We start from the raw sequence: 19,000 nt of genomic DNA on the forward strand, positions 1-19,000 counted from the left end.
CTCCTACATAAAGAACGTTGAAGTGAGCACACCAAATAAAAGTACATTCATCAATAAAGAATCTACTCGATCGAGTATGCCGCCATGGCCTGGCAACAACTTCGAAAAATCTTTGATATGATAAAAGCGCTTGATGGCACTAAAACAAAGATCTCCGAATTCCGCAACAACAGGGCACAAAAGACATAATAAGAATACTAAAACCACTGAAACTTGATCTAAAAAGAAGAAGGTAGGAATCCATCCTATAATAAATCCACTGATAATACCGCCTACAAAGCCTTCCCAGCTTTTTTTAGGAGATATACGCGGGTTCATCTTATGTCTGCCATAGCGTCGGCCAAAAAACCAGGCTCCCGTATCACTGCCATACGTAGCAAATACGATTGTGATTAAGTATAAATGATTTTCCTGAAGGAGTCCAATACATTGATAGATCAACGAAAAGATCACAAAGAATGAAATAGCGACAAACGCATTACCAATCGTATAAGATTCCAAAAAGATAGGCAGTCCCCAAAGATACACCAGGCAAAGGATCCAATACGCAAACTGGTACGATTGCGGAATAAAACGCGAAGCAATCGTCAATACTAATAGACTAACAGGTACAAATAAAGGCCATTTGCGAAATTCAGCTTGTGGACAAAGCCATTCGTAAAGACTCCCTGTCAAAATCAATAACGCTAAAATTTCCAGAGGAATTCCACCCAAGGCTACCGGCAAGATACAAACTAATATGATCAATATTGCTGTAACGATGCGCGTTTTCATGAGGTCAATCCTCCAAAACGGCGATCTCTGGATGCAAATTTGCAAATGCAGTCATCCAGTGCCTTTTCATCAAAATCGGGCCAGGCAACCGGAGTAAAAATCAATTCCGAATAAGCAATCTGCCACAACAAAAAGTTTGAGATTCGCAGTTCCCCACTGGTACGAATCAAAAGATCAATCTCTTCCGGAACCATCAAATACTGCGCAAACTCTTCTTCTGTCAAATCATTTGCTCGTTTCTGCTCCAAAACATCCTGTGTATATTTCTGCACTGCCAAAAGAATCTCACGACGAGAACCATAATTGATCGCAATACAAAGCTCCAGTCCCGTATTTTCCTTTGTCTGATTTACGGCTTTTAAAATCACTTTCTGCGTTTCAGCTGGGAAACGTTCCAATTCTCCGACAAAAGTAACTCGTATGTTATTGATCATCAGATCCTTTATAAAACGATTAAAGAAAATTCCCGGCAATTTACAAAGATAGCTGACTTCTTCCTCAGGACGTTTCCAGTTTTCGGTTGAAAACGCATATAAGATCAGTTTTTCAACACCGATTTTATTCGCATGTAATGCTACAGTACGAATTGTATCGGCTCCTTGTTTATGCCCTGCCGTTCTAGGCAAGCCCTTTGCCTTGGCCCAACGACCATTTCCATCCATGATGATGGCAATCGTTTTGGGAAAACTCATATCGAACCCTCCTAAAAAAATTTGCCCAATGCACATTGGGCAATCTTATTACACGTTTAAAATTTCTTTTTTCTTTTCATCAACGATTTTTTCAATATCTTTGACAAAACGATCGGTTAATTTTTGAGATTCCTCCAAATTTGCCTTACGATCATCTTCCGTTTCTTCTTTATCTTTCTTGATCAAATCGTTTGTATCACGACGAATATTACGAATCGCAACCTTTGCTTCTTCTCCATATTTTTGTGCTTCTTTGGCCAGCTCTTTACGACGATCTTCTGTTAAAGCCGGTACCTGAATACGAATACAGTCTGCTTCTGCCTGCGGGTTTAATCCTAAGTTAGCTGCCTGAATGGCGCTGGATATTCCTTTAATGATCTGGCGATCGTATGGACGAATCACAAGCTGTGTTCCTTCTACGACCTGAATCTGTGCCATCTGGTTAATCGGTGTTGGTGATCCGTAATAATCCACCTGTACACGATCCAACATCTGCGCACTGGCACGTCCGGTACGAATCGTACGAAGATTCGATTCTAAATTTTCAATAGCGGACATCATTTTCACTTCTGCATTTTCTAAATAATCACTCATAAACTACTCCTATTTCTTTTTTGTGACAACGGTTCCTGATACTTTCTGAGTCACCGCATTCATTATATTTCCTGGTTCGTTCATATTAAATACGACCAGATCAATATCATTATCCATACACATACTGATTGCGGTTGAATCCATGACCTGTAATCCTTTATTAAGTACATCAAGGTAGTTCAACGTATCAAAACGTTTAGCTTCCGGATTCTTCTTTGGATCACAATCATAGACACCATCCACCCCATTTTTAGCCATTAAGATCACATCAGCATCAATTTCACTGGCACGAAGTGCAGCTGTCGTATCGGTTGAAAAATACGGTGAACCGGTACCGGCACCGAAAATAACGATACGTCCTTTTTCCAAATGACGAATGGCACGACGTAAAATGAATGGTTCTGCCACTTTCTGCATTTCCACAGCAGTTTGTACTCTTGTCTGTACACCTTCCTGCTCTAAAGCATTTTGAACGGCTAACGCGTTGATCACGGTTCCTAACATGCCCATATAATCGGCCTGTACTCGATCCATACCTAAATCTGCCATCATTTTGCCGCGGATAAAGTTTCCGCCACCAACAACAATGGCTAATTCAACACCTAAGCTCTGTACTTCTTTTAATTCTTTTGCGAGATTTTTAAGCACTTCCGGATCTAAGGATTGTCCATGACCCGATAAAGCCTCCCCGCTTAGCTTTAATAATACACGTTTATACATAGATGATCTCCCCAATAATCTAATTCAATAGAATTATACACTAAGCCAGGTTTAAAAGAAAGCAGAACTCATTAGAAGTAAAAGACAGTCAAAATCCATCGACTGTCTAGTTTGTATTATAAAGATCGCAGTGCTTGTACAAGTGCCGTTTTATCCGTTGCCTTTTGATCCTTTTGCTTGATTACTCTGGCAGGAGTTCCGGCTACAACCACGTTTTCCGGTACATCTTCTATGACAACAGCACCGGCTGCCACTACTGAACCTTTGCCAATATGTACACCTTCGATCACAACCGCATTGGCACCGATCAATACATCGTCTTCAACGATAACCGGTGTAGCACTGGCTGGTTCGACAACACCGGCCAATACAGCACCGGCTCCAATATGACAATTCTTTCCAACCGTAGCTCGACCGCCAAGTACGGCACCCATATCAATCATCGTATTGTCACCAATAACAGCTCCAATATTGATGATGGCCCCCATCATGATGACTGCATTATTTCCAATTTCCACCTGATCACGAATGATAGCTCCGGGTTCAATTCGAGCTTGTATGTCTTTTAAATCCAACAAAGGAACGGCACTGTTGCGACAATCGTTTTCAATCACATAGTCCAGCTCCGGATACGAATCCAAAACGGGTTTAATATCCTTCCAATCTCCGTAAACAATATTTCCAAAGACTCTACAATTCTTCCAGTAAATATCTTTATCACTGTTAAAGATTACTTTGACCGGTGTTTTCTTTTCGGCATTGTGTATAAAATCAATAATTTCCTGTGCTTCCATATTTCTATCCTTTCATCATATCTTCCATCGTGTACCAGCCCGCTTTTTTACCTGATACATACATAGCTGCTTTGATAGCCCCATTGACAAAAATCTGACGGCTGGTCGCCTGATGAGTAAACTCCAACACTTCATCCTGCCCTAGATACAATACAGAGTGTTCACCGGCTAAGGTTCCTCCACGAACCGCATGAATACCAATTTCTTTTTGACGGGCACCAACCATCCCGACGCGGCCAAACTGATGTGTATAAGCATTTTGTGGATCGATTGCCTCTAAAAGCTGTAAGGCTGTTCCACTTGGTGCATCTTTTTTTTGATTGTGATGTTTTTCAATAATCTCCATATCAAAATCGGTTTCCAAAAGTGGTGTGATTTCTTTGATTACCTTGGTCAAAACCGCAATCCCAATGGAATAATTGGCAGAGTAGAAAACCGCATTTTGTTTGGATGTTGCTTTTAGTTTTTCTTTATCTTCATCGTTTAAACCAGTCGTACCATAAACCAGGGCAGCATGTGTTTTTTGTACATAGTCAATGACCCAATCTAAATTATCACGGTGACTGAAATCAATCACCAGATCGACCGTTTGGTTTAATAGTTTTTCTTTATCGGTAATATCAAAGAGACCAACTACCTGCATTCCTTTGGCTTGAGCTGTTTGTTCCAATAAAGTTCCCATCTTTCCTTTTCCAATGATGGCTACTCGCATAAACCAGCCTCCTTAAGTGCCTTGTGTAATCGTTTCTGATTTTCCGGTGCCATTTCACAAAGCGGCAAACGATAGCCACCCACCGACATGTCCATCAAACGCATCGCCTCTTTGACCGGAATCGGATTGACTTCACAGAATAAGGCATGAATGACATCCAAATACTTTAACTGCAGCTGCAGACTTTCTTTGACTTTTCCTTCATGAAACAAAGAAACCATATCATGTGTCTGTTTAGGCAAAATGTTACTTAAAACACTGATGACTCCACTGGCACCAATAGATAGTAAGCTTGTGATCATATCGTCATTGCCGGAATACATCGCAAAATCATCACTTAGATAACGAGCTATTGAAGTCGCATAAGAAATATTTCCACTGGCTTCTTTAATTCCGCAAATATTTGGATGCTTGCTTAATACTTTGACAACTTCTTCGGAAATCGAACAACCGGTTCTTCCCGGAATATTATAGAGGATGACCGGACAATCGACTGCATCCGCACAAACCGTAAAATGTCGAATCATTCCTTGTGTGTTTGCCTTGTTGTAGTAGGGAGAAATCAACAATAAAGCATCGGCTCCCATCTTTGAATATTTGATACTCTTTTCTAATTGTGTCTGTGTGCTGTTGGAACCGGCTCCCACGATGACCGGAATTCTTCCGTTGACCTTCTCAATGGTAAAACGCGCCACCTCATCATCTTCTTCATGCGTCATAGTCGTACTTTCTCCGGTCGTACCCAAGACCAGAATGCCATCCGTACCATTTTTGATCTGATATTCGATTGTCTGTTCCAATCGTTCAAAATCAACGCTTTCATCTTCTTTAAACGGTGTAACCATCGCCACGATACTACCCTTAATTGGTTTCATAGACATATTCTCCTTTCGCAATGCACTGTGCATTTCCTGTCATATATACATCCCCGTGTGTATCAATATGAATTTTTAAATGTCCTTTTGGAAGCAGAACTTCCACGGTATCTTTACATTTGCCTAATTGATAAGCACAGACCACACTGGCGCAGGCCCCTGTTCCACACGCTAACGTCATGCCGCATCCTCGCTCATAGGTCTGCATCTGTATATGGGTTGGATCGATACATTGGACAAAATTAACATTGGTTTGTAATGAAAACATCGGATCTTCACAAATGATCTTTCCATCCTTTCGCATCCACTCTTCATTCAATTCATCGACAAAGACAACCGTATGGATTGTACTTTGAAAAAATGTATGCAGTCGGTAGTGCCGATCTTCAATGATGTACAAATCATTCCAAATTCTTTTCGAAGTACCAGTAAGGCTTAAATCTTCAAACTCGGGCTTGGACATATTGACCTGAAAGGTCTGATCATCTAAAACGCGAATGATCTTATCACCGGCCAATGTTTTTACCACAAACTCTTTTTTATGGATGATGCCTTCATCAATACAAAACTGTGAAAAACAACGTATCCCGTTTCCACACATCGGTGCTCGGGATCCATCCTGGTTATAATAAAGCATCTCCAGCGGTTCTTTTCGGACAACGATAAATCCATCAGCGCCGATCCCCGTATGTCGATCACAGCTTTGTACGATCAAATCTTGTAACAGCTCCGGATAAATTTCTTCTTCCTGTACGATAATAAAATCATTTCCACATCCATGATATTTTCTAAACGGGATCTTCATCACACACATCCCCTCTCACAAGCTCTTGCAGCGTTTCTCGTTTTACGACCAAGCGACTGTTCCCTTCTTTGACAAAAACAACGGCCGGACGTAAATTTCGATTATAGTTATTAAACATGCTGAAACCATAAGCACCGGTCGAATAGACCATCAAAAGATCACCACTGTCACAGGGCGACAAGGCAATAGAATCGATCAAGATATCGCCTGATTCACAACACTTCCCGGCTACACAAACGATTTCGGTTTTCTTTTGATCCATATGATTGACGATATCCGCCTCATACTTTGCCTGATACAAGCTGGGACGAATATTATCAGACATACCGCCATCTACAAATACATATTTTTTATGCGGTGTCTTTTTAATAAAGCCTACCGTATATAAAGTCGATCCCGCTTCGGCAACGATACTTCGTCCCGGTTCGATTAAGATTTTCTGAATGTTTGTATGATACAATTCCTGCATCTTCTGACAGGTTTCCAAAATCACAGAACTGAAAACGGAAATCGGAATCGGTTGATCTTCATTGGTATAATGCACGGCAAAGCCACCACCTAAATTCAAAGTATTACATAAAATGCCCTTTTTCTGCATTGTATCGATTAAAGAAAACATCGTTTCGATTTCTTTGACAAAAGCTTCTTTTTCAAAGATTTGCGATCCAATATGTGCATGAAATCCATCAAAGACAATATGATTCGATTGTTTCAGTGTTTGGATCAGATCTACAATTTGCGATATCGATTCTAAATGAATGCCAAATTTGGAATCTATATTGGCCGTTTGAATATAAGCATGCGTATGGGCTTCAATACAAGGATTGATTCGTAATAAAACATGCAGAACATAATCTCTTGTTTTCATCTCTTCCACCAATAAATACGCTTCTTGTAAATTGTCGACAATAAACGTTTGAACATGATTATCCAGCGCATATTGAATCTCTTCCAAAGTCTTATTGTTGCCATGAAAATAGATGCGATCAGGTGATATACCGGCTTTTAATGCGGTAAACAGCTCTCCCATTGACACAACATCAACACTGAGTCCCTGATTTTTAACTAGACGAAGCATTTCTATACAGCTAAATGCCTTGGACGCATAAAGCACTTCGGTATCAAAGGCATCGCAGCTAAAATATTGACTATATTGCCTGCATTGATGAAGCAGTTTTTCTTCATCATATACATAGAGCGGTGTTCCATATCTTTCTTTTAATTCGGTAACCGGAACTCCGCCAATCTTTAAAACGGCATCCATACTCAAGCCCTCCTATGAAAAAAAGACAGGATAGACTATCCTGTCGGTACGATCAAAATCGTGCGATAGCCCTCCTACATCCGTAGACAGTCCGATAAATATTCTTTATCGGCCCACCGTTTGTTCATGCCTGAAAAAACAGTTCGGCAAAGTTGCCCCCAAAATGGATCAAATGCCCGCCGGCTTTCCATTTTTTCATCGTCTTTGCGCCTCTATCATGAAAGAATTATACAAAAGATGAAAGAAAATGTAAATAGTTTTTGAAAATTTACAAATTTTTCGATAGAATAACTCTATGTTAGAAAAAGTGAGAAAGTATAGAAGGGATCTTCATCAGATTCCTGAGTTAGAACTTGTACTACCCAAGACCAAGCAATATATCCTGCAAGCTTTAGATGGGCTGGATTGCCAGATCGAATCACCGATTGAAAGTGCTGTTGTAGCCTATTTTGACAACCAAAAGCCAACTACGATTGCATTTCGCAGTGATATGGATGCTCTTCCTGTTAAAGAGATGACAGAGGTTCCTTTTAAAAGCGGACATGAAGGATGTATGCATGCCTGTGGACATGATGGCCATATGGCCTTGTTGCTGGGATTTGCCCAGGAACTCAATACCTTTTATAAAGAGCTTTCCTGTAATGTACTGTTGATCTTTCAACCCGGAGAAGAATCACCCGGCGGTGCCAAGCTTTTGTGTCAACAAGGTATCTTAGAAAAATATAAAGTCAAAGAAATCTATGGCACACACCTTTGGCCCTTTCTTCCTGCCGGTCAGATTGCCACGATCCCGGGGCCTATGATGGCAAGAAGCAGTGAGGTAAACATCGATATTTTCGGAAAGACCAGTCATGCGGCCAAATATAAAGAAGGAATCGACGCTCTGGAAATCGGTGCCCGTTATCTTCTAGACCTCTATCAAATGGAATCCCAGATTGATCCAAAGTATGCCCGATTACTTCGCTTTGGAAGAATAGAAAGCGGAACAGTACGAAATGTAGTCAGTGATCATTGTCATTTAGAAGGTACGATGCGCTCCTTAGATGAGGATATCTACCAATATCTTAAGGAACAGCTATATAGTTGTGCAAAAGCGTATCAAGAAGCTAGATTCGAGTTTTCCATCAGTGAGGGCTATCCTGTCGTATTCAATGATAAAAAGCTTGTACGAAAGGTACATACGATTCTGGATTCTCTATCGATTTTAGATACTCATGAAATGATTTCCGAGGACTTCAGCTGGTATCAACAATATGTACCGGGCGTCTTCTTCTTTTTAGGCACAGGAACAAATATTCCCCTTCACAATTCACATTTTGATTTTGATGAAGAAATCTTATTGCAGGGGATCCAGGCATATATTCAAATTGCCAAAAACGCATAAAAGAGCACATCGTGCTCTTTTATTGTGGTTTTGAATTAATGATCAATGCCATAAAGACTAGATCTTCACTTCCCGGATTCGAAATAGAATGTCCCTTCCCATCCGGACAATATAAATGTTCACCCGGTAAAAGCGTTACTTCTCTTTCCTGATTATCGTTGACAAGCGCTTTCCCTTTAAGGATATAATAATCCTCACCATTTCCGATATGGGTATGATATCCGATGGAGCATCCAGGCTTTAATGTAACCTGGGAATACATCTTGTTCATACCTTTCATTTCTTCACTGGTTAGAATGTGTTCAAAATGAACCGTACCATTCCCGTTTTGAACATTCGTTCGATCTTCTGGTGTTAACTTCAAGCTTTTTCTCCCTTCATCAATAAGACCATGACGGCCTTTTGTGCATGTAAGCGATTTTCGGCTTCTTCAAAGATTTCATCGGCATGATCCTCAAAGACTTTTTCTGTGATTTCCTGACCACGATAAGCCGGCAAACAATGTTGAACCATGGCTTGTGGCTTGGCCAATGCCATTAAATCATCATCAACCGTATAGCCCTGAAACGCCTTTTGGCGAATTTCCTTTTCTTCTTCCATTCCCATGCTGGCCCAGGTATCGGTAATCACAACATCCGCATCTTTGATGGCTTCTTTAGGCTCGGATGTCCAGCTAAATGTCGCATAGTCTTTGGCAAAATCCATCACTTTGGCATCCGGTTTATAATCAACCGGTGTTGCCACACTGACCTGCATACCAACAAGCAAACCTCCGACGATCAAAGAATTCGCCATATTATCGCCATCACCAATATAACACATTTTTAATCCTTCCAGTATTCCATAGCGCTCACGAATCGTCATGAGATCAGCCAGTACCTGGCAAGGATGGCTGTAATCAGTCAAGCCATTGATGACAGGGATGCTTCCATATTTTGCCAGATCTTCTACTTCTTTTTGGTCAAAGGTTCGAATCATGATCATATCCAAATACCGGGAAAGAACACGGGCCGTATCTTGCACCGGCTCTCCTCGTCCGATCTGTAAATCACGACTTGACAAAAACAAAGGCTGTCCACCCAACTGATAAATACCGGTTTCAAAAGAAACGCGGGTCCGGGTACTTGATTTTTGAAAAATCAGACCTACGCTTTTGCCTTCCAGATGCCGATGTGGAATCTGATGTTTTCTTTCATATTTTAACTGATCGGCCAAATCCAAAATCTGAAGGATCTCTTCTTTGTTCAAATCTTGCATTGTAAGTAAATGTTTCATGAAAATACCTCCTGAAATGCCTGAATCACCTGATCCAGTTCTTCTTTAGAAATGATCAAAGGTGGCAAAAGACGAATGGCCTGTGATCCTGCTGTTAAGACAAGTACACCCTTCTCCTGAAGTTTTTTGACAAAACCGGCTCGTTTCTTTTCGTCCACGACTACCCCGATCATCAGTCCCATACCGCGCACCTCTAAAATATCCTGGCTTTGTATATTTTGTAGGGCATCCATGAAATACTTTCCTTTTTCTTTCACGCTTTCCAAAAATTCCTTTTGGTTAATGATCGATAAAACCGTCATGGCTGCTCTTGTGCTCATTAAATTCCCACCAAATGTTGAACCATGCATACCGGCCTGTAAAACAGTTGAACATTTTTCATTGGTCATGATGCCCCCAATCGGAAGACCGCCACCTAAGCCTTTAGCCATCGAAACAATGTCCGGTTGAATTTCATATTGTTGATAACAGAATAAGCTTCCGGTTCGACCGATTCCGGTTTGTACTTCATCAACCGCTACCAGCACATCCTTTTGATGACAAAGTTTTGTGACTTCCTGTACGAATGTTTTATCAAGTGGCAATACACCGCCTTCTCCCTGAATCATTTCCATCAAGACAAGGCATACGGAATCATCCAGCTTTTGTTTGAAATCTTCAATATCATTGGCAATGACATATTCAAATCCATCTGGAAACGGATAAAAATACTGATGAAATTTATCCTGACCGGTTGCCGTCAACGTCATCATCGTTCTTCCATGAAAAGACTGTACCAGACTTAATACTTTATATCGATGTTGCCCATAGCGATCACTGGAGTATTTACGTGCCAGCTTAATAACACCTTCATTAGCTTCAGCGCCTGAATTGGCAAAAAACACTTTTGACATACCAGTTGATTCTACTAACTCTTTAGCTACCTGCACCATCGGTTCGGTGTAATACAGATTGGAAGTGTGCATCAGCTTTTGACTTTGATCGTGTAAGGCTTCTACCAATGCCGGATGATTATGTCCAAGGCAATTAACACCTATACCGGATGTCATATCGATGTAGCTGTTTCCTTTATCATCATATAACATACATCCTTGCCCATTGACCAAAAATAAGTCATTGCGCGCATAGGTCTGCATCACATATTGTTTTTCCAATGTTTTTATCTCTTCTAAATTCATGATGGCCTCCTAATAGAACATCGTACCCACACCTTGATCACTAAATAACTCAATGAGGATCGAATGTGGGATGCGTCCGTCTTGTATATTGGCAGAATGAATTCCCTGACGTACTGCCTCAACACAACACTGTACTTTAGGAATCATCCCTCCGGAAATAATACCTTCTTTTTCCAGGGATCGTACCTTTGAAACTTGAATCGAAGGAATCAGGCTCTCCGGATCTTCTATATCCTCCATGACACCACTAACATTAGTCAGCAGGATAAACTTCTCAGCCTTTAAGGCAATGGCAATTTTTTCTGCTGCCAGATCGGCATTGATATTGTAGCTTACGTCCTCATCATAGCCGGAAGCAATACTGCTTAAAACCGGAATATAGCCTTTATCAAGTAACTCCTGCACTAAAGAAGCATCTACTTTGATGATATCGCCTACATATCCATAATCCGTACGATAAATATCGGTATGACGTAAAGCTTTAAAGATGGAAGCATCCAATCCGGAAAGACCGACCGCTTTTCCGCCGGCTTTTTCTAAAAGGGAGACTAAATCTTTATTGACTTTTCCACATAAGGCCATCTGTACAAATTCCATTGTTTCCGCATCGGTATAGCGAAGGCCATTGATAAATTGTGTTTCTTTACCGACTTTTTCCAATAAATTGGAAATTTCCGGTCCTCCACCATGAACCAAAACCACATGGACACCGACCATGTTTAATAACACGACATCCTGAATGACCGCCATTTTCAGCGCTTCATCGATCATCGCATTTCCGCCATATTTAATAACGATCGTTTTTCCTCTATATTTTTGGATATAAGGCAAGGCCTCTACCAAAACTTGTGCTTGTGTTTCTGGTTTCATGTTCTATAATCTCCATTTATCTTTACATAATCATACGTCAGATCACAACCCCAGCACGTAACAACCTCATCCCCTTGATGCAGATCGATCAAAACTTGAACGGAATCTGTCTGGAGAATTTTTTTGGCTTGTTCTTCATCAAAATCCAGGGCTTTACCACTCTGGCATACTTGAATCTTGCCAAATTTTGAGGCAAATGTCACATCCACGATTTCCGGATCAAAGGCTGCCTGGGAATACCCCATGGCACAAAGAACACGACCCCAGTTGGCATCACTGCCAAACATCGCCGCTTTAAATAATGTACTGGAGGCAACAGATTTGGCAAGCTTTTCAGCCTGTTTTTCGCTTTGTGCATCATACACGGTCACGCTCAACAAGCGACTGGCACCTTCTCCATCACTGGCAATTTGTATCGCTAGATTCTCCATGACCGTATGTAACGCTTTTTTTAACGTATCATAGGCTTCGCCTTCCGTTTGAATTAGTTTGTTTTTGGCCATGCCATTAGCCAAAACCACACACATATCATTGGTGGAAGTATCTCCATCTACACTGATTCGATTAAAAGTCTTCTTAGTAATTTCCTGTAACGCTTTTTCCAACAAAGAAGATTCGATATCCACATCACTGGTAATAAAAGCTAGCATCGTTCCCATATTTGGATGAATCATGCCAGACCCTTTGCAGATTCCACCTAAATGAACACGAATTCCGTCCAATTCAAAAGAAACTGCACAGCTTTTTGTTTTAGTGTCTGTTGTCATGATGGCCTGCGCTGCTTCCAATGAATTATTTTCTTTAAGCTCAATCTGCATGGCACCTTGTTCGATAGCTTCGATCGGTAAGGTTTGCCCAATTACACCGGTACTGGCGACAATGACATCCTCGGTATCTAACTGTGTTAATTTGGCACAGGCAACAGCTTCCTTTAAGGCATTTTCTTTTCCAAAAGGAGCACATGCATTCGCATTCCCTGAATTACAGATAATAGCCTGTGCTTTACCGTTTGATAAATGTTCTTTGGTCAACTTCAAACAATCGGCCTTAACTTGATTGGTCGTATAGACGGCAGCTGCCGCACAAGGCTTTTTCGAATAGATCACCGCAAGATCTAACTTGGACTGTGATTTACGCACACCACAATGCACCGCTCCTGCCAAAAAACCTTTTGAAGCACAAACGCCTCCTTGTATCAATTCCATTTCGATGCTCCTTCCTAGTAAGATAATCCTTTATATTCTTCCAATCCTAACATTAAATTCATATTCTGAATGGCGGCTCCACTGGCCCCTTTACCTAAATTATCAAACAAAGCACTGATCATCACTTGTTGATCATTACCATGAATACAAATCTTCAAGTTATCTTTTTGGGCATATAAATTAGCCGAAAGATACGTTTCTTCATCCTTTGTCACTTCGATAAAAGTATCTTGATAAAAATCTTGATACAGTTGAACAATTTCTTCTTTATTGCCCTCGATCATGATCGTTGTCAACATGCCTCGATAATAATCATCGACGACCGGACAAAATAAAGGTGTTTTTTCTAAATGACAGATTTGTTTCATTTCCTTTAAATGCTTGTGCTGTAAAGAAAGACCATAGAGTCTGGGAGCATATAGATCCGATGTTTTCTCCGTCTCGTATTGAGCAATCATCGACTTCCCACCACCTGAATATCCGGTCAAAGATGTGCACGATAGCAATGTATCCTTTTGAATGAACTGATGTTTCATCAAAGGATAGACTATGCTGATAAAGCCTGTTGCGTGACATCCGGGATTAGCCACTCGATAACTTGACTTGATCTTTTGTTTCTGTTGATTTGATAATTCCGAAAAGCCATAGACCCAATCCGGATTGGTTCGATGCGCCGTGGAAGCATCAATGACTTTTGTTTTATCGTCAATGAGCTTAATTGCTTCGATACTGGCAGCATCCGGCAAGCATAAAAACACCAGGTCTGCTTCTTTCATATATTCTTTTCGTACGACATCATCATGTCTTTTATCGTCCGGTATTTTTAAAAGTTCAATATCTTCTCGATTTGATAAGCGCTTTACGATTTCCAGACCGGTCGTACCGGCCTGTCCATCGATATAAATCTTCGGCTTATTCATGAAAACCACTCTCACTCAAAAATTCTTCGATCTTTTTAATCTGGCGACTAACCTCTTCCGGTGCCGGGCCACCTAGGCTCTTTCGCTGTGCCAGACAAGTCTGCAGATCAATGGCCGTATAAACATCTTCACTAAAAAGTGCGGAATATTTTTGAAACTCTGTAAGTGTTAAATCGTTTAACGCTTTTTTGTTTTCAATACAATAGGCAACCAGTTGTCCTACACACTTATACGCATCTCGAAATGGCATACCTTTTTTTGTGAGATAATCGGCACAATCGGTCGCATTGATAAAGCCACCCAAGGCCGCCTGATGCATTTTTTCCTTGTGAATAACAGCCGTCTCAAACATTGGAATCATGACCTGCATCGAGTGAATCGTGGTATCCAGGATATCAAAGAAAGCTTCTTTATCCTCCTGCATATCTTTATTGTAGGCAAGTGACAATCCTTTCTGCATAGTCAAAAGTGTCATCAGATCTCCATAGACACGCCCGGTTTTACCGCGGATCAATTCACATACATCCGGATTCTTCTTTTGCGGCATGATACTGGAACCTGTTGAAAAGGCATCATCGAGCTCCATAAAGCCAAATTCACCGGAACACCATAAGATCATCTCTTCACACATTCTGGAAAGGTGCATCATCAAGATCGAACAGACATTGCCGATCTCCATACAATAATCTCGGTCACTGACACCATCCATCGAGTTATCTGTCGGACACCGAAATCCTAACAGCGCACAAGTATAGTCTCGATCGATCGGATACGTTGTTCCAGCTAAAGCACCAGATCCAAGCGGCATCTCATCCATCAACTCTAAAGCATTCATCAATCGCTTATGATCTCTTTTTAACATATTGGCATAGGCCATCCACACATGCGCCACGGTCACTGGTTGTGCTCTTTGCAGATGCGTATAACCCGGCATTACGGTCGTTAAATGCTCTTTGGATTTTGTACAGAAAGCCTGCAACATCGATAAGATCAAATCGGATAAAATAGTAACCTGCTCTTTGGTAAACAGCTTCAAATCTAAAGCAACTTGATCATTTCTCGATCTTGCGGTATGTAATCGTTTTCCGGCATCACCGATTCGTTTGGTCAGCTCCTGTTCGACAAACGAATGAATGTCTTCTGCATTACAGATAACAAGCATACCGGATTCAATATCCTTTAAGATGGATTCTAACCCCGATTGAATCGATGCTTGATCTTCAAAAGAAATAATTCCTTGTTTGCCAAGCATTTTGGAATGTGCCATAGAGCCTTGAATATCTTGTCTGTATAATCTTTTATCAAAAGGAAGGGATGCGTTTAATTGATCTAACAGCGCATCCGTCTCTTTTGAAAAACGTCCAGTCCAAAGCTTACTCATTATTCCACTCCCGGAAAATCTTCAACTTCTTTTGCCTTCAAGGCTCTTACCTTCAACGGCAAACCAAACAGATGAATGAATCCGGCAGAATCACTCTGGTCATAGCAATCATCTTCATCAAAAGTGGCCATACCGGCACTGTATAAAGAATATGGACTTGTTACAGAAACCGGAATGATATTTCCTTTATATAATTTTAAAGTCACATCCCCGGTCACGGTTTCCTGTGTACTGGTCACAAAAGCTGTCATCGCTTTTCTAAGCGGTGTGTACCATTGTCCGTTATAAACCAGATCGGCAAACTTTAAAGCCAGCGATTGTTTATAGTGCTGTGTTTCTTTATCCAGTGTGATTTCTTCCAGTTTTTCATGAGCTTTATACAGTACCGTACCGCCCGGTGTTTCATAAACACCACGACTCTTCATACCAACCAGTCTATTTTCAACGATATCTAAAATTCCACAACCATTGGCACCGCCAACCTCATTTAATTTCTCAATGATCTGTGTTGGTGTCATTTCTACACCATCAACTGAAGTAGGTACCCCCTTTTCAAAGTGGATCGTTACATTTGTTGGCACATCCGGTGCCTGTTCCGGAGAAACGCTCATTTCCAGGAAACCAGGTTTATTGATCGGTGCTTCATTGGCCGGATCTTCCAGATCCAAACCTTCATGACTTAAATGCCATAAGTTCTTATCTTTGGAATAGTTGGTTTCTTTATTGATCTTTAACGGAATATTGTGTGCTTCGGCATAAGCGATTTCCTTTTCACGAGAATTCAATTCCCAGAACCGCCATGGCGCAATGATATCAATTTCCGGTGCAAAAGCCTGAATAGCCAGTTCAAAACGTACCTGGTCGTTTCCTTTTCCGGTACAGCCATGACAGATCGCATCCGCCCCTTCTTTTTTCGCAATCTCTACAATTCTTTTCGCAATGATCGGACGGGCAAAGCTGGTTCCAAGTAAATATTGTTCATATGTAGCACCTGCCTGCATCGTTGGAATCACATAATCATTCACAAATTCATCCGTTAAATCTTCAATGTATAACTTACTGGCTCCGGTTTTTAAAGCTTTTTCTTCCAAACCATCTAATTCTGTACCTTGTCCTACATTTCCGCTGACTGCAATGATTTCAGCTCCATAATTTTCTTTTAACCAGGGAATCAATACCGATGTATCTAATCCTCCTGAATATGCTAAAACAATTTTGTTGTATTTTTTCTTTTCCATGTTATTCTCCTCCATCTTTAAATTCATTCAAGCTATATAAACGACACCCACATCGTCGGACTTTTTCAGACATCGTTCTCACTCCCATCTATAAAAAAAAACGTCCTTTTCTTCAAAGGACGTGAATACGCGGTACCACCTTATTTCCATCTACGCTATGTAAATGACACCTTATCGTTAACGCGGATCGCGTCTATGCCTCACTATAATGTTTCGACATAGAAGTTCCAAGACACGTTCCAGAGCTTCTCTTTATGGCTTGCACCATCCGCCAATTCTCTTGAAATAAAAGTCTCTGTACTCCTTCTCTTCACAACTTATGTACATTATTATACATTTTTGAAAGTAATTTTCAAGAAAAATTTTCAGTTTCTTACATCATATTTTCATTTCATAAAAAAAGAGCTAATTTAATTAGCCCTTAATCTGTGACATAACTTCTTCAGCGAAGTTTTCTTCTTTCTTTTCGATACCTTCACCAGCCTGATAACGTACGAAGCATACAGCTTCAGCTCCGTTTTCTTTCAAGAACTGAGATACTTTTTGTTTTGGTTCCAAGAAGTATTCCTGATCATTCAAGCAAAGATCTTTAAAGTGTTTGTCAACTTTTCCTTTTAAGATACCCTGTAATACTTTTTCAGGTTTACCAGCCATCTTAGAATCGTTCTGCATCATCTGCATCTGTAATTCACGTTCATGTTCTACAACATCTGAAGGAATTTCAGACTGACTTACATAAACCGGAGACATAGAAGCAACCTGCATAGCAATGTTCTTTGCGATCTGTGCATCCTGTGTACCCTTCAATACAACAACGGCAGAAATCTTTCCACCCATGTGCATGTAAGTACCGAAAATTTCATCATCTTTCTTTTCTACAACATCGATACGACGGAAAGAAATCTTTTCACCGATCGTAGCAGTAGCGTTTGTGATCACTTCTTCTACAGTACCTTCTGGTGTAGATACCTTTAACGCTTCTTCTAAAGAAGCAGGTTTTGTTTCTAATAAGCTTGCCTGTAATACATCCAATACATGCAAGAACTGTTCATTCTTGGCAACAAAGTCTGTTTCAGAGTTGACTTCGAAAATAACCGCATGGTTTCCCTGTGCAGCTACACGAGTCAAACCTTCTGCTGCGATACGTCCGGCTTTCTTTTCAGCCTTAGACATACCTTTTTCACGCAGCCAGTCAACAGCTTTAGCCATATCTCCATCGCATTCAGTCAGGGCTTTTTTACAGTCCATCATTCCTGCGCCGGTTTTTTCACGTAATTCTTTTACTTGACTTGCGGTAATAGCCATGATTTTTCCTCCTGTTTGATTATTCAGCAGCTGGCTGTTCAGCCGGTGCTTCTTCTTTTACTTCTGCTTTAGCTTCTTCTTTAGGAGCCTGTTTGTTGAAACGACGATTTCTTCTTTCGAAGTTTCTCTTTCTCTTTTCTTCAATACGCTGACGACGACGTCTTTCGTTTTCGGCAATCTGCTGTTCAACGTTTTTGATAACGTCATCCATTGTTACATCATCTTCTGTGTTATCCAGGTAAGCTAATTCTAAAACGCCACCTTTAGCATCTACGATAGCATCTGCCAAGATTGTAGTAACTAATTTGATAGAACGAGCTGCATCATCGTTAGAAGCAATTGGATATGTTGCATCATCTGGATCACAGTTTGTATCCAACATTGCAAATACCGGAATACCTAATTTCTTAGCTTCAGCAACAGCGTTGTGTTCTTCCTTTGGATCGATAATGAATACTGCATCTGGCAATTTTTTCATTTCTTTGATTCCACCTAAACTGCTTTCCAATTTAGCTTTTTCCTTACGAAGATTTGCCTGTTCTTTTTTCGTATATACTTCGATTTTTCCACTGGCTTCCATTTCTTCGATTTCAACCATACGTTTAACACGTTTCTGAATTGTACGGAAGTTTGTTAATAAACCACCTAACCAACGTTTGTTTACATAGAAAGAACCAGAACGTAAAGCCTGTTCTTCGATAACGTCAGCAGCCTGTTTCTTTGTTCCGACAAACAGAACCTTTCCACCATTTTCGCTGATTTCTTTTAATTTCGCATATGCTTCTTCGATCTGTTCGATCGTCTGGTTTAAATCTACGATATAAACCCCGTTACGGCTGGTGTAGATGTATGGTTTCATCTTAGGATTCCAGCGGCGAGTCTGATGTCCGAAATGTACACCATTCTCCAACAATTTCTTCATTGATACAATTGACATAATAGTCCTTCCTTTCCGTTACTCCTCCATCATTTCCAACGAATGCAACAATAAATTGCACGGGCATTCGAATCCAT

The 19,000-nt window shown here is 40.7% G+C and carries 20 protein-coding genes, 1 riboswitch and 1 other annotated feature; of the genes, 1 reads left to right on the plus strand and 19 read right to left on the minus strand.

What is annotated here, in order from left to right:
* Window positions 1–3: 3 nt before the first annotated feature.
* The 9 genes from G413_RS0101380 to lysA form a co-directional block, all read right to left on the minus strand.
* The gene (locus G413_RS0101380; RefSeq protein WP_022789163.1) at window positions 4–774 is read right to left on the minus strand and encodes a phosphatidate cytidylyltransferase; all 771 of its coding nucleotides are present in this window, start codon (window positions 772–774) and stop codon (window positions 4–6) included.
* A complete protein-coding gene (locus G413_RS0101385; RefSeq protein WP_022789164.1) occupies window positions 771–1,466 on the minus strand; it encodes an isoprenyl transferase in 696 nt (231 codons plus the stop codon). Before G413_RS0101385 ends, G413_RS0101380 begins: the two co-directional genes overlap by 4 nt.
* A gap of 48 nt (window positions 1,467–1,514) precedes the next feature.
* Window positions 1,515–2,060 (minus strand): ribosome recycling factor, encoded by a 546-nt coding sequence (gene frr / locus G413_RS0101390; protein WP_022789165.1) that lies wholly within the window; start codon window positions 2,058–2,060, stop codon window positions 1,515–1,517.
* A 9-nt stretch (window positions 2,061–2,069) separates the two neighbouring features.
* Complete coding sequence (gene pyrH, locus G413_RS0101395; protein WP_022789166.1) at window positions 2,070–2,780, minus strand: UMP kinase; 711 nt, start codon at window positions 2,778–2,780, stop codon at window positions 2,070–2,072.
* Between the two features lie 116 nt (window positions 2,781–2,896).
* Window positions 2,897–3,574: a 2,3,4,5-tetrahydropyridine-2,6-dicarboxylate N-acetyltransferase gene (gene dapD / locus G413_RS0101400; RefSeq protein ID WP_022789167.1), complete on the minus strand. Its 678-nt coding sequence runs from the start codon at window positions 3,572–3,574 to the stop codon at window positions 2,897–2,899.
* Window positions 3,575–3,578: 4 nt separating this feature from the next.
* Window positions 3,579–4,286 carry a 4-hydroxy-tetrahydrodipicolinate reductase gene (gene dapB, locus G413_RS0101405; protein ID WP_022789168.1) on the minus strand — a complete coding sequence of 236 codons (708 nt, stop codon included), beginning with the start codon at window positions 4,284–4,286 and terminating at the stop codon, window positions 3,579–3,581.
* Window positions 4,277–5,161, minus strand: coding sequence for a 4-hydroxy-tetrahydrodipicolinate synthase (gene dapA, locus G413_RS0101410; RefSeq protein WP_022789169.1), 885 nt, complete (start codon window positions 5,159–5,161; stop codon window positions 4,277–4,279). The genes dapB and dapA overlap by 10 nt, the downstream gene beginning before the upstream one ends.
* Entirely contained in the window at window positions 5,148–5,966 is an 819-nt protein-coding gene (gene dapF, locus G413_RS0101415) for a diaminopimelate epimerase (protein ID WP_022789170.1), read from the minus strand. The genes dapA and dapF overlap by 14 nt, the downstream gene beginning before the upstream one ends.
* The gene (gene lysA, locus G413_RS0101420; protein ID WP_022789171.1) at window positions 5,950–7,230 is read right to left on the minus strand and encodes a diaminopimelate decarboxylase; all 1,281 of its coding nucleotides are present in this window, start codon (window positions 7,228–7,230) and stop codon (window positions 5,950–5,952) included. Before lysA ends, dapF begins: the two co-directional genes overlap by 17 nt.
* A 58-nt stretch (window positions 7,231–7,288) precedes the next feature.
* Window positions 7,289–7,453, minus strand: a riboswitch (Lysine riboswitch).
* A 72-nt stretch (window positions 7,454–7,525) separates the two neighbouring features.
* Here lysA and G413_RS0101425 point away from each other — a divergent pair.
* Window positions 7,526–8,614, plus strand: a complete 1,089-nt coding sequence (locus tag G413_RS0101425) for a M20 metallopeptidase family protein (protein ID WP_022789172.1) — start codon at window positions 7,526–7,528, stop codon at window positions 8,612–8,614.
* 19 nt (window positions 8,615–8,633) lie between these two features.
* Here the strand turns inward: G413_RS0101425 and G413_RS10620 are convergent, their stop codons facing one another.
* The 10 genes from G413_RS10620 to rpsB all read right to left on the minus strand — a co-directional run bounded on the left by G413_RS10620 (window position 8,634) and on the right by rpsB (window position 18,923).
* Window positions 8,634–8,978: a cupin domain-containing protein gene (locus G413_RS10620; protein WP_022789173.1), complete on the minus strand. Its 345-nt coding sequence runs from the start codon at window positions 8,976–8,978 to the stop codon at window positions 8,634–8,636.
* The gene (gene argF / locus G413_RS0101435) at window positions 8,975–9,889 is read right to left on the minus strand and encodes an ornithine carbamoyltransferase (protein WP_022789174.1); all 915 of its coding nucleotides are present in this window, start codon (window positions 9,887–9,889) and stop codon (window positions 8,975–8,977) included. The genes G413_RS10620 and argF overlap by 4 nt, the downstream gene beginning before the upstream one ends.
* Window positions 9,886–11,067 (minus strand): aspartate aminotransferase family protein, encoded by a 1,182-nt coding sequence (locus tag G413_RS0101440; protein ID WP_022789175.1) that lies wholly within the window; start codon window positions 11,065–11,067, stop codon window positions 9,886–9,888. The genes argF and G413_RS0101440 overlap by 4 nt, the downstream gene beginning before the upstream one ends.
* Window positions 11,068–11,076: 9 nt before the next feature.
* Window positions 11,077–11,937, minus strand: coding sequence for an acetylglutamate kinase (argB, locus tag G413_RS0101445; protein WP_022789176.1), 861 nt, complete (start codon window positions 11,935–11,937; stop codon window positions 11,077–11,079).
* Window positions 11,934–13,142, minus strand: a complete 1,209-nt coding sequence (argJ, locus tag G413_RS0101450; RefSeq protein WP_022789177.1) for a bifunctional glutamate N-acetyltransferase/amino-acid acetyltransferase ArgJ — start codon at window positions 13,140–13,142, stop codon at window positions 11,934–11,936. Before argJ ends, argB begins: the two co-directional genes overlap by 4 nt.
* Before the next feature lie 14 nt (window positions 13,143–13,156).
* Complete coding sequence (gene argC / locus G413_RS0101455) at window positions 13,157–14,062, minus strand: N-acetyl-gamma-glutamyl-phosphate reductase (RefSeq protein ID WP_022789178.1); 906 nt, start codon at window positions 14,060–14,062, stop codon at window positions 13,157–13,159.
* The gene (argH, locus tag G413_RS0101460; protein WP_022789179.1) at window positions 14,055–15,443 is read right to left on the minus strand and encodes an argininosuccinate lyase; all 1,389 of its coding nucleotides are present in this window, start codon (window positions 15,441–15,443) and stop codon (window positions 14,055–14,057) included. Before argH ends, argC begins: the two co-directional genes overlap by 8 nt.
* On the minus strand, window positions 15,443–16,681 hold the full coding sequence (locus G413_RS0101465; RefSeq protein ID WP_022789180.1) for an argininosuccinate synthase: 1,239 nt from the start codon (window positions 16,679–16,681) through the stop codon (window positions 15,443–15,445). The genes argH and G413_RS0101465 overlap by 1 nt, the downstream gene beginning before the upstream one ends.
* Before the next feature lie 112 nt (window positions 16,682–16,793).
* Window positions 16,794–17,004 (minus strand) — a binding site (T-box leader).
* A 91-nt stretch (window positions 17,005–17,095) separates the two neighbouring features.
* The gene (tsf, locus tag G413_RS0101470) at window positions 17,096–17,986 is read right to left on the minus strand and encodes a translation elongation factor Ts (protein WP_022789181.1); all 891 of its coding nucleotides are present in this window, start codon (window positions 17,984–17,986) and stop codon (window positions 17,096–17,098) included.
* A gap of 19 nt (window positions 17,987–18,005) precedes the next feature.
* Complete coding sequence (rpsB, locus tag G413_RS0101475; protein ID WP_027968975.1) at window positions 18,006–18,923, minus strand: 30S ribosomal protein S2; 918 nt, start codon at window positions 18,921–18,923, stop codon at window positions 18,006–18,008.
* Window positions 18,924–19,000: the final 77 nt, after the last annotated feature.

The organism is Faecalicoccus pleomorphus DSM 20574 (assembly GCF_000420345.1).
GTDB classification, from domain to species: domain Bacteria; phylum Bacillota_I; class Bacilli_A; order Erysipelotrichales; family Erysipelotrichaceae; genus Faecalicoccus; species Faecalicoccus pleomorphus.

Bases quoted from the DNA above. Each gene is read 5' to 3' on its own strand.
- G413_RS0101380 (WP_022789163.1), bottom strand. From the start codon at position 774: ATGAAAACGCGCATCGTTACAGCAATATTGATCATATTAGTTTGTATC.
- G413_RS0101385 (WP_022789164.1), bottom strand. From the start codon at position 1,466: ATGAGTTTTCCCAAAACGATTGCCATCATCATGGATGGAAATGGTCGT.
- frr (WP_022789165.1), bottom strand. From the start codon at position 2,060: ATGAGTGATTATTTAGAAAATGCAGAAGTGAAAATGATGTCCGCTATT.
- pyrH (WP_022789166.1), bottom strand. From the start codon at position 2,780: ATGTATAAACGTGTATTATTAAAGCTAAGCGGGGAGGCTTTATCGGGT.
- dapD (WP_022789167.1), bottom strand. From the start codon at position 3,574: ATGGAAGCACAGGAAATTATTGATTTTATACACAATGCCGAAAAGAAA.
- dapB (WP_022789168.1), bottom strand. From the start codon at position 4,286: ATGCGAGTAGCCATCATTGGAAAAGGAAAGATGGGAACTTTATTGGAA.
- dapA (WP_022789169.1), bottom strand. From the start codon at position 5,161: ATGAAACCAATTAAGGGTAGTATCGTGGCGATGGTTACACCGTTTAAA.
- dapF (WP_022789170.1), bottom strand. From the start codon at position 5,966: ATGAAGATCCCGTTTAGAAAATATCATGGATGTGGAAATGATTTTATT.
- lysA (WP_022789171.1), bottom strand. From the start codon at position 7,230: ATGGATGCCGTTTTAAAGATTGGCGGAGTTCCGGTTACCGAATTAAAA.
- G413_RS0101425 (WP_022789172.1), top strand. From the start codon at position 7,526: ATGTTAGAAAAAGTGAGAAAGTATAGAAGGGATCTTCATCAGATTCCT.
- argF (WP_022789174.1), bottom strand. From the start codon at position 9,889: ATGAAACATTTACTTACAATGCAAGATTTGAACAAAGAAGAGATCCTT.
- G413_RS0101440 (WP_022789175.1), bottom strand. From the start codon at position 11,067: ATGAATTTAGAAGAGATAAAAACATTGGAAAAACAATATGTGATGCAG.
- argB (WP_022789176.1), bottom strand. From the start codon at position 11,937: ATGAAACCAGAAACACAAGCACAAGTTTTGGTAGAGGCCTTGCCTTAT.
- argJ (WP_022789177.1), bottom strand. From the start codon at position 13,142: ATGGAATTGATACAAGGAGGCGTTTGTGCTTCAAAAGGTTTTTTGGCA.
- argC (WP_022789178.1), bottom strand. From the start codon at position 14,062: ATGAATAAGCCGAAGATTTATATCGATGGACAGGCCGGTACGACCGGT.
- argH (WP_022789179.1), bottom strand. From the start codon at position 15,443: ATGAGTAAGCTTTGGACTGGACGTTTTTCAAAAGAGACGGATGCGCTG.
- G413_RS0101465 (WP_022789180.1), bottom strand. From the start codon at position 16,681: ATGGAAAAGAAAAAATACAACAAAATTGTTTTAGCATATTCAGGAGGA.
- tsf (WP_022789181.1), bottom strand. From the start codon at position 17,986: ATGGCTATTACCGCAAGTCAAGTAAAAGAATTACGTGAAAAAACCGGC.
- rpsB (WP_027968975.1), bottom strand. From the start codon at position 18,923: ATGTCAATTGTATCAATGAAGAAATTGTTGGAGAATGGTGTACATTTC.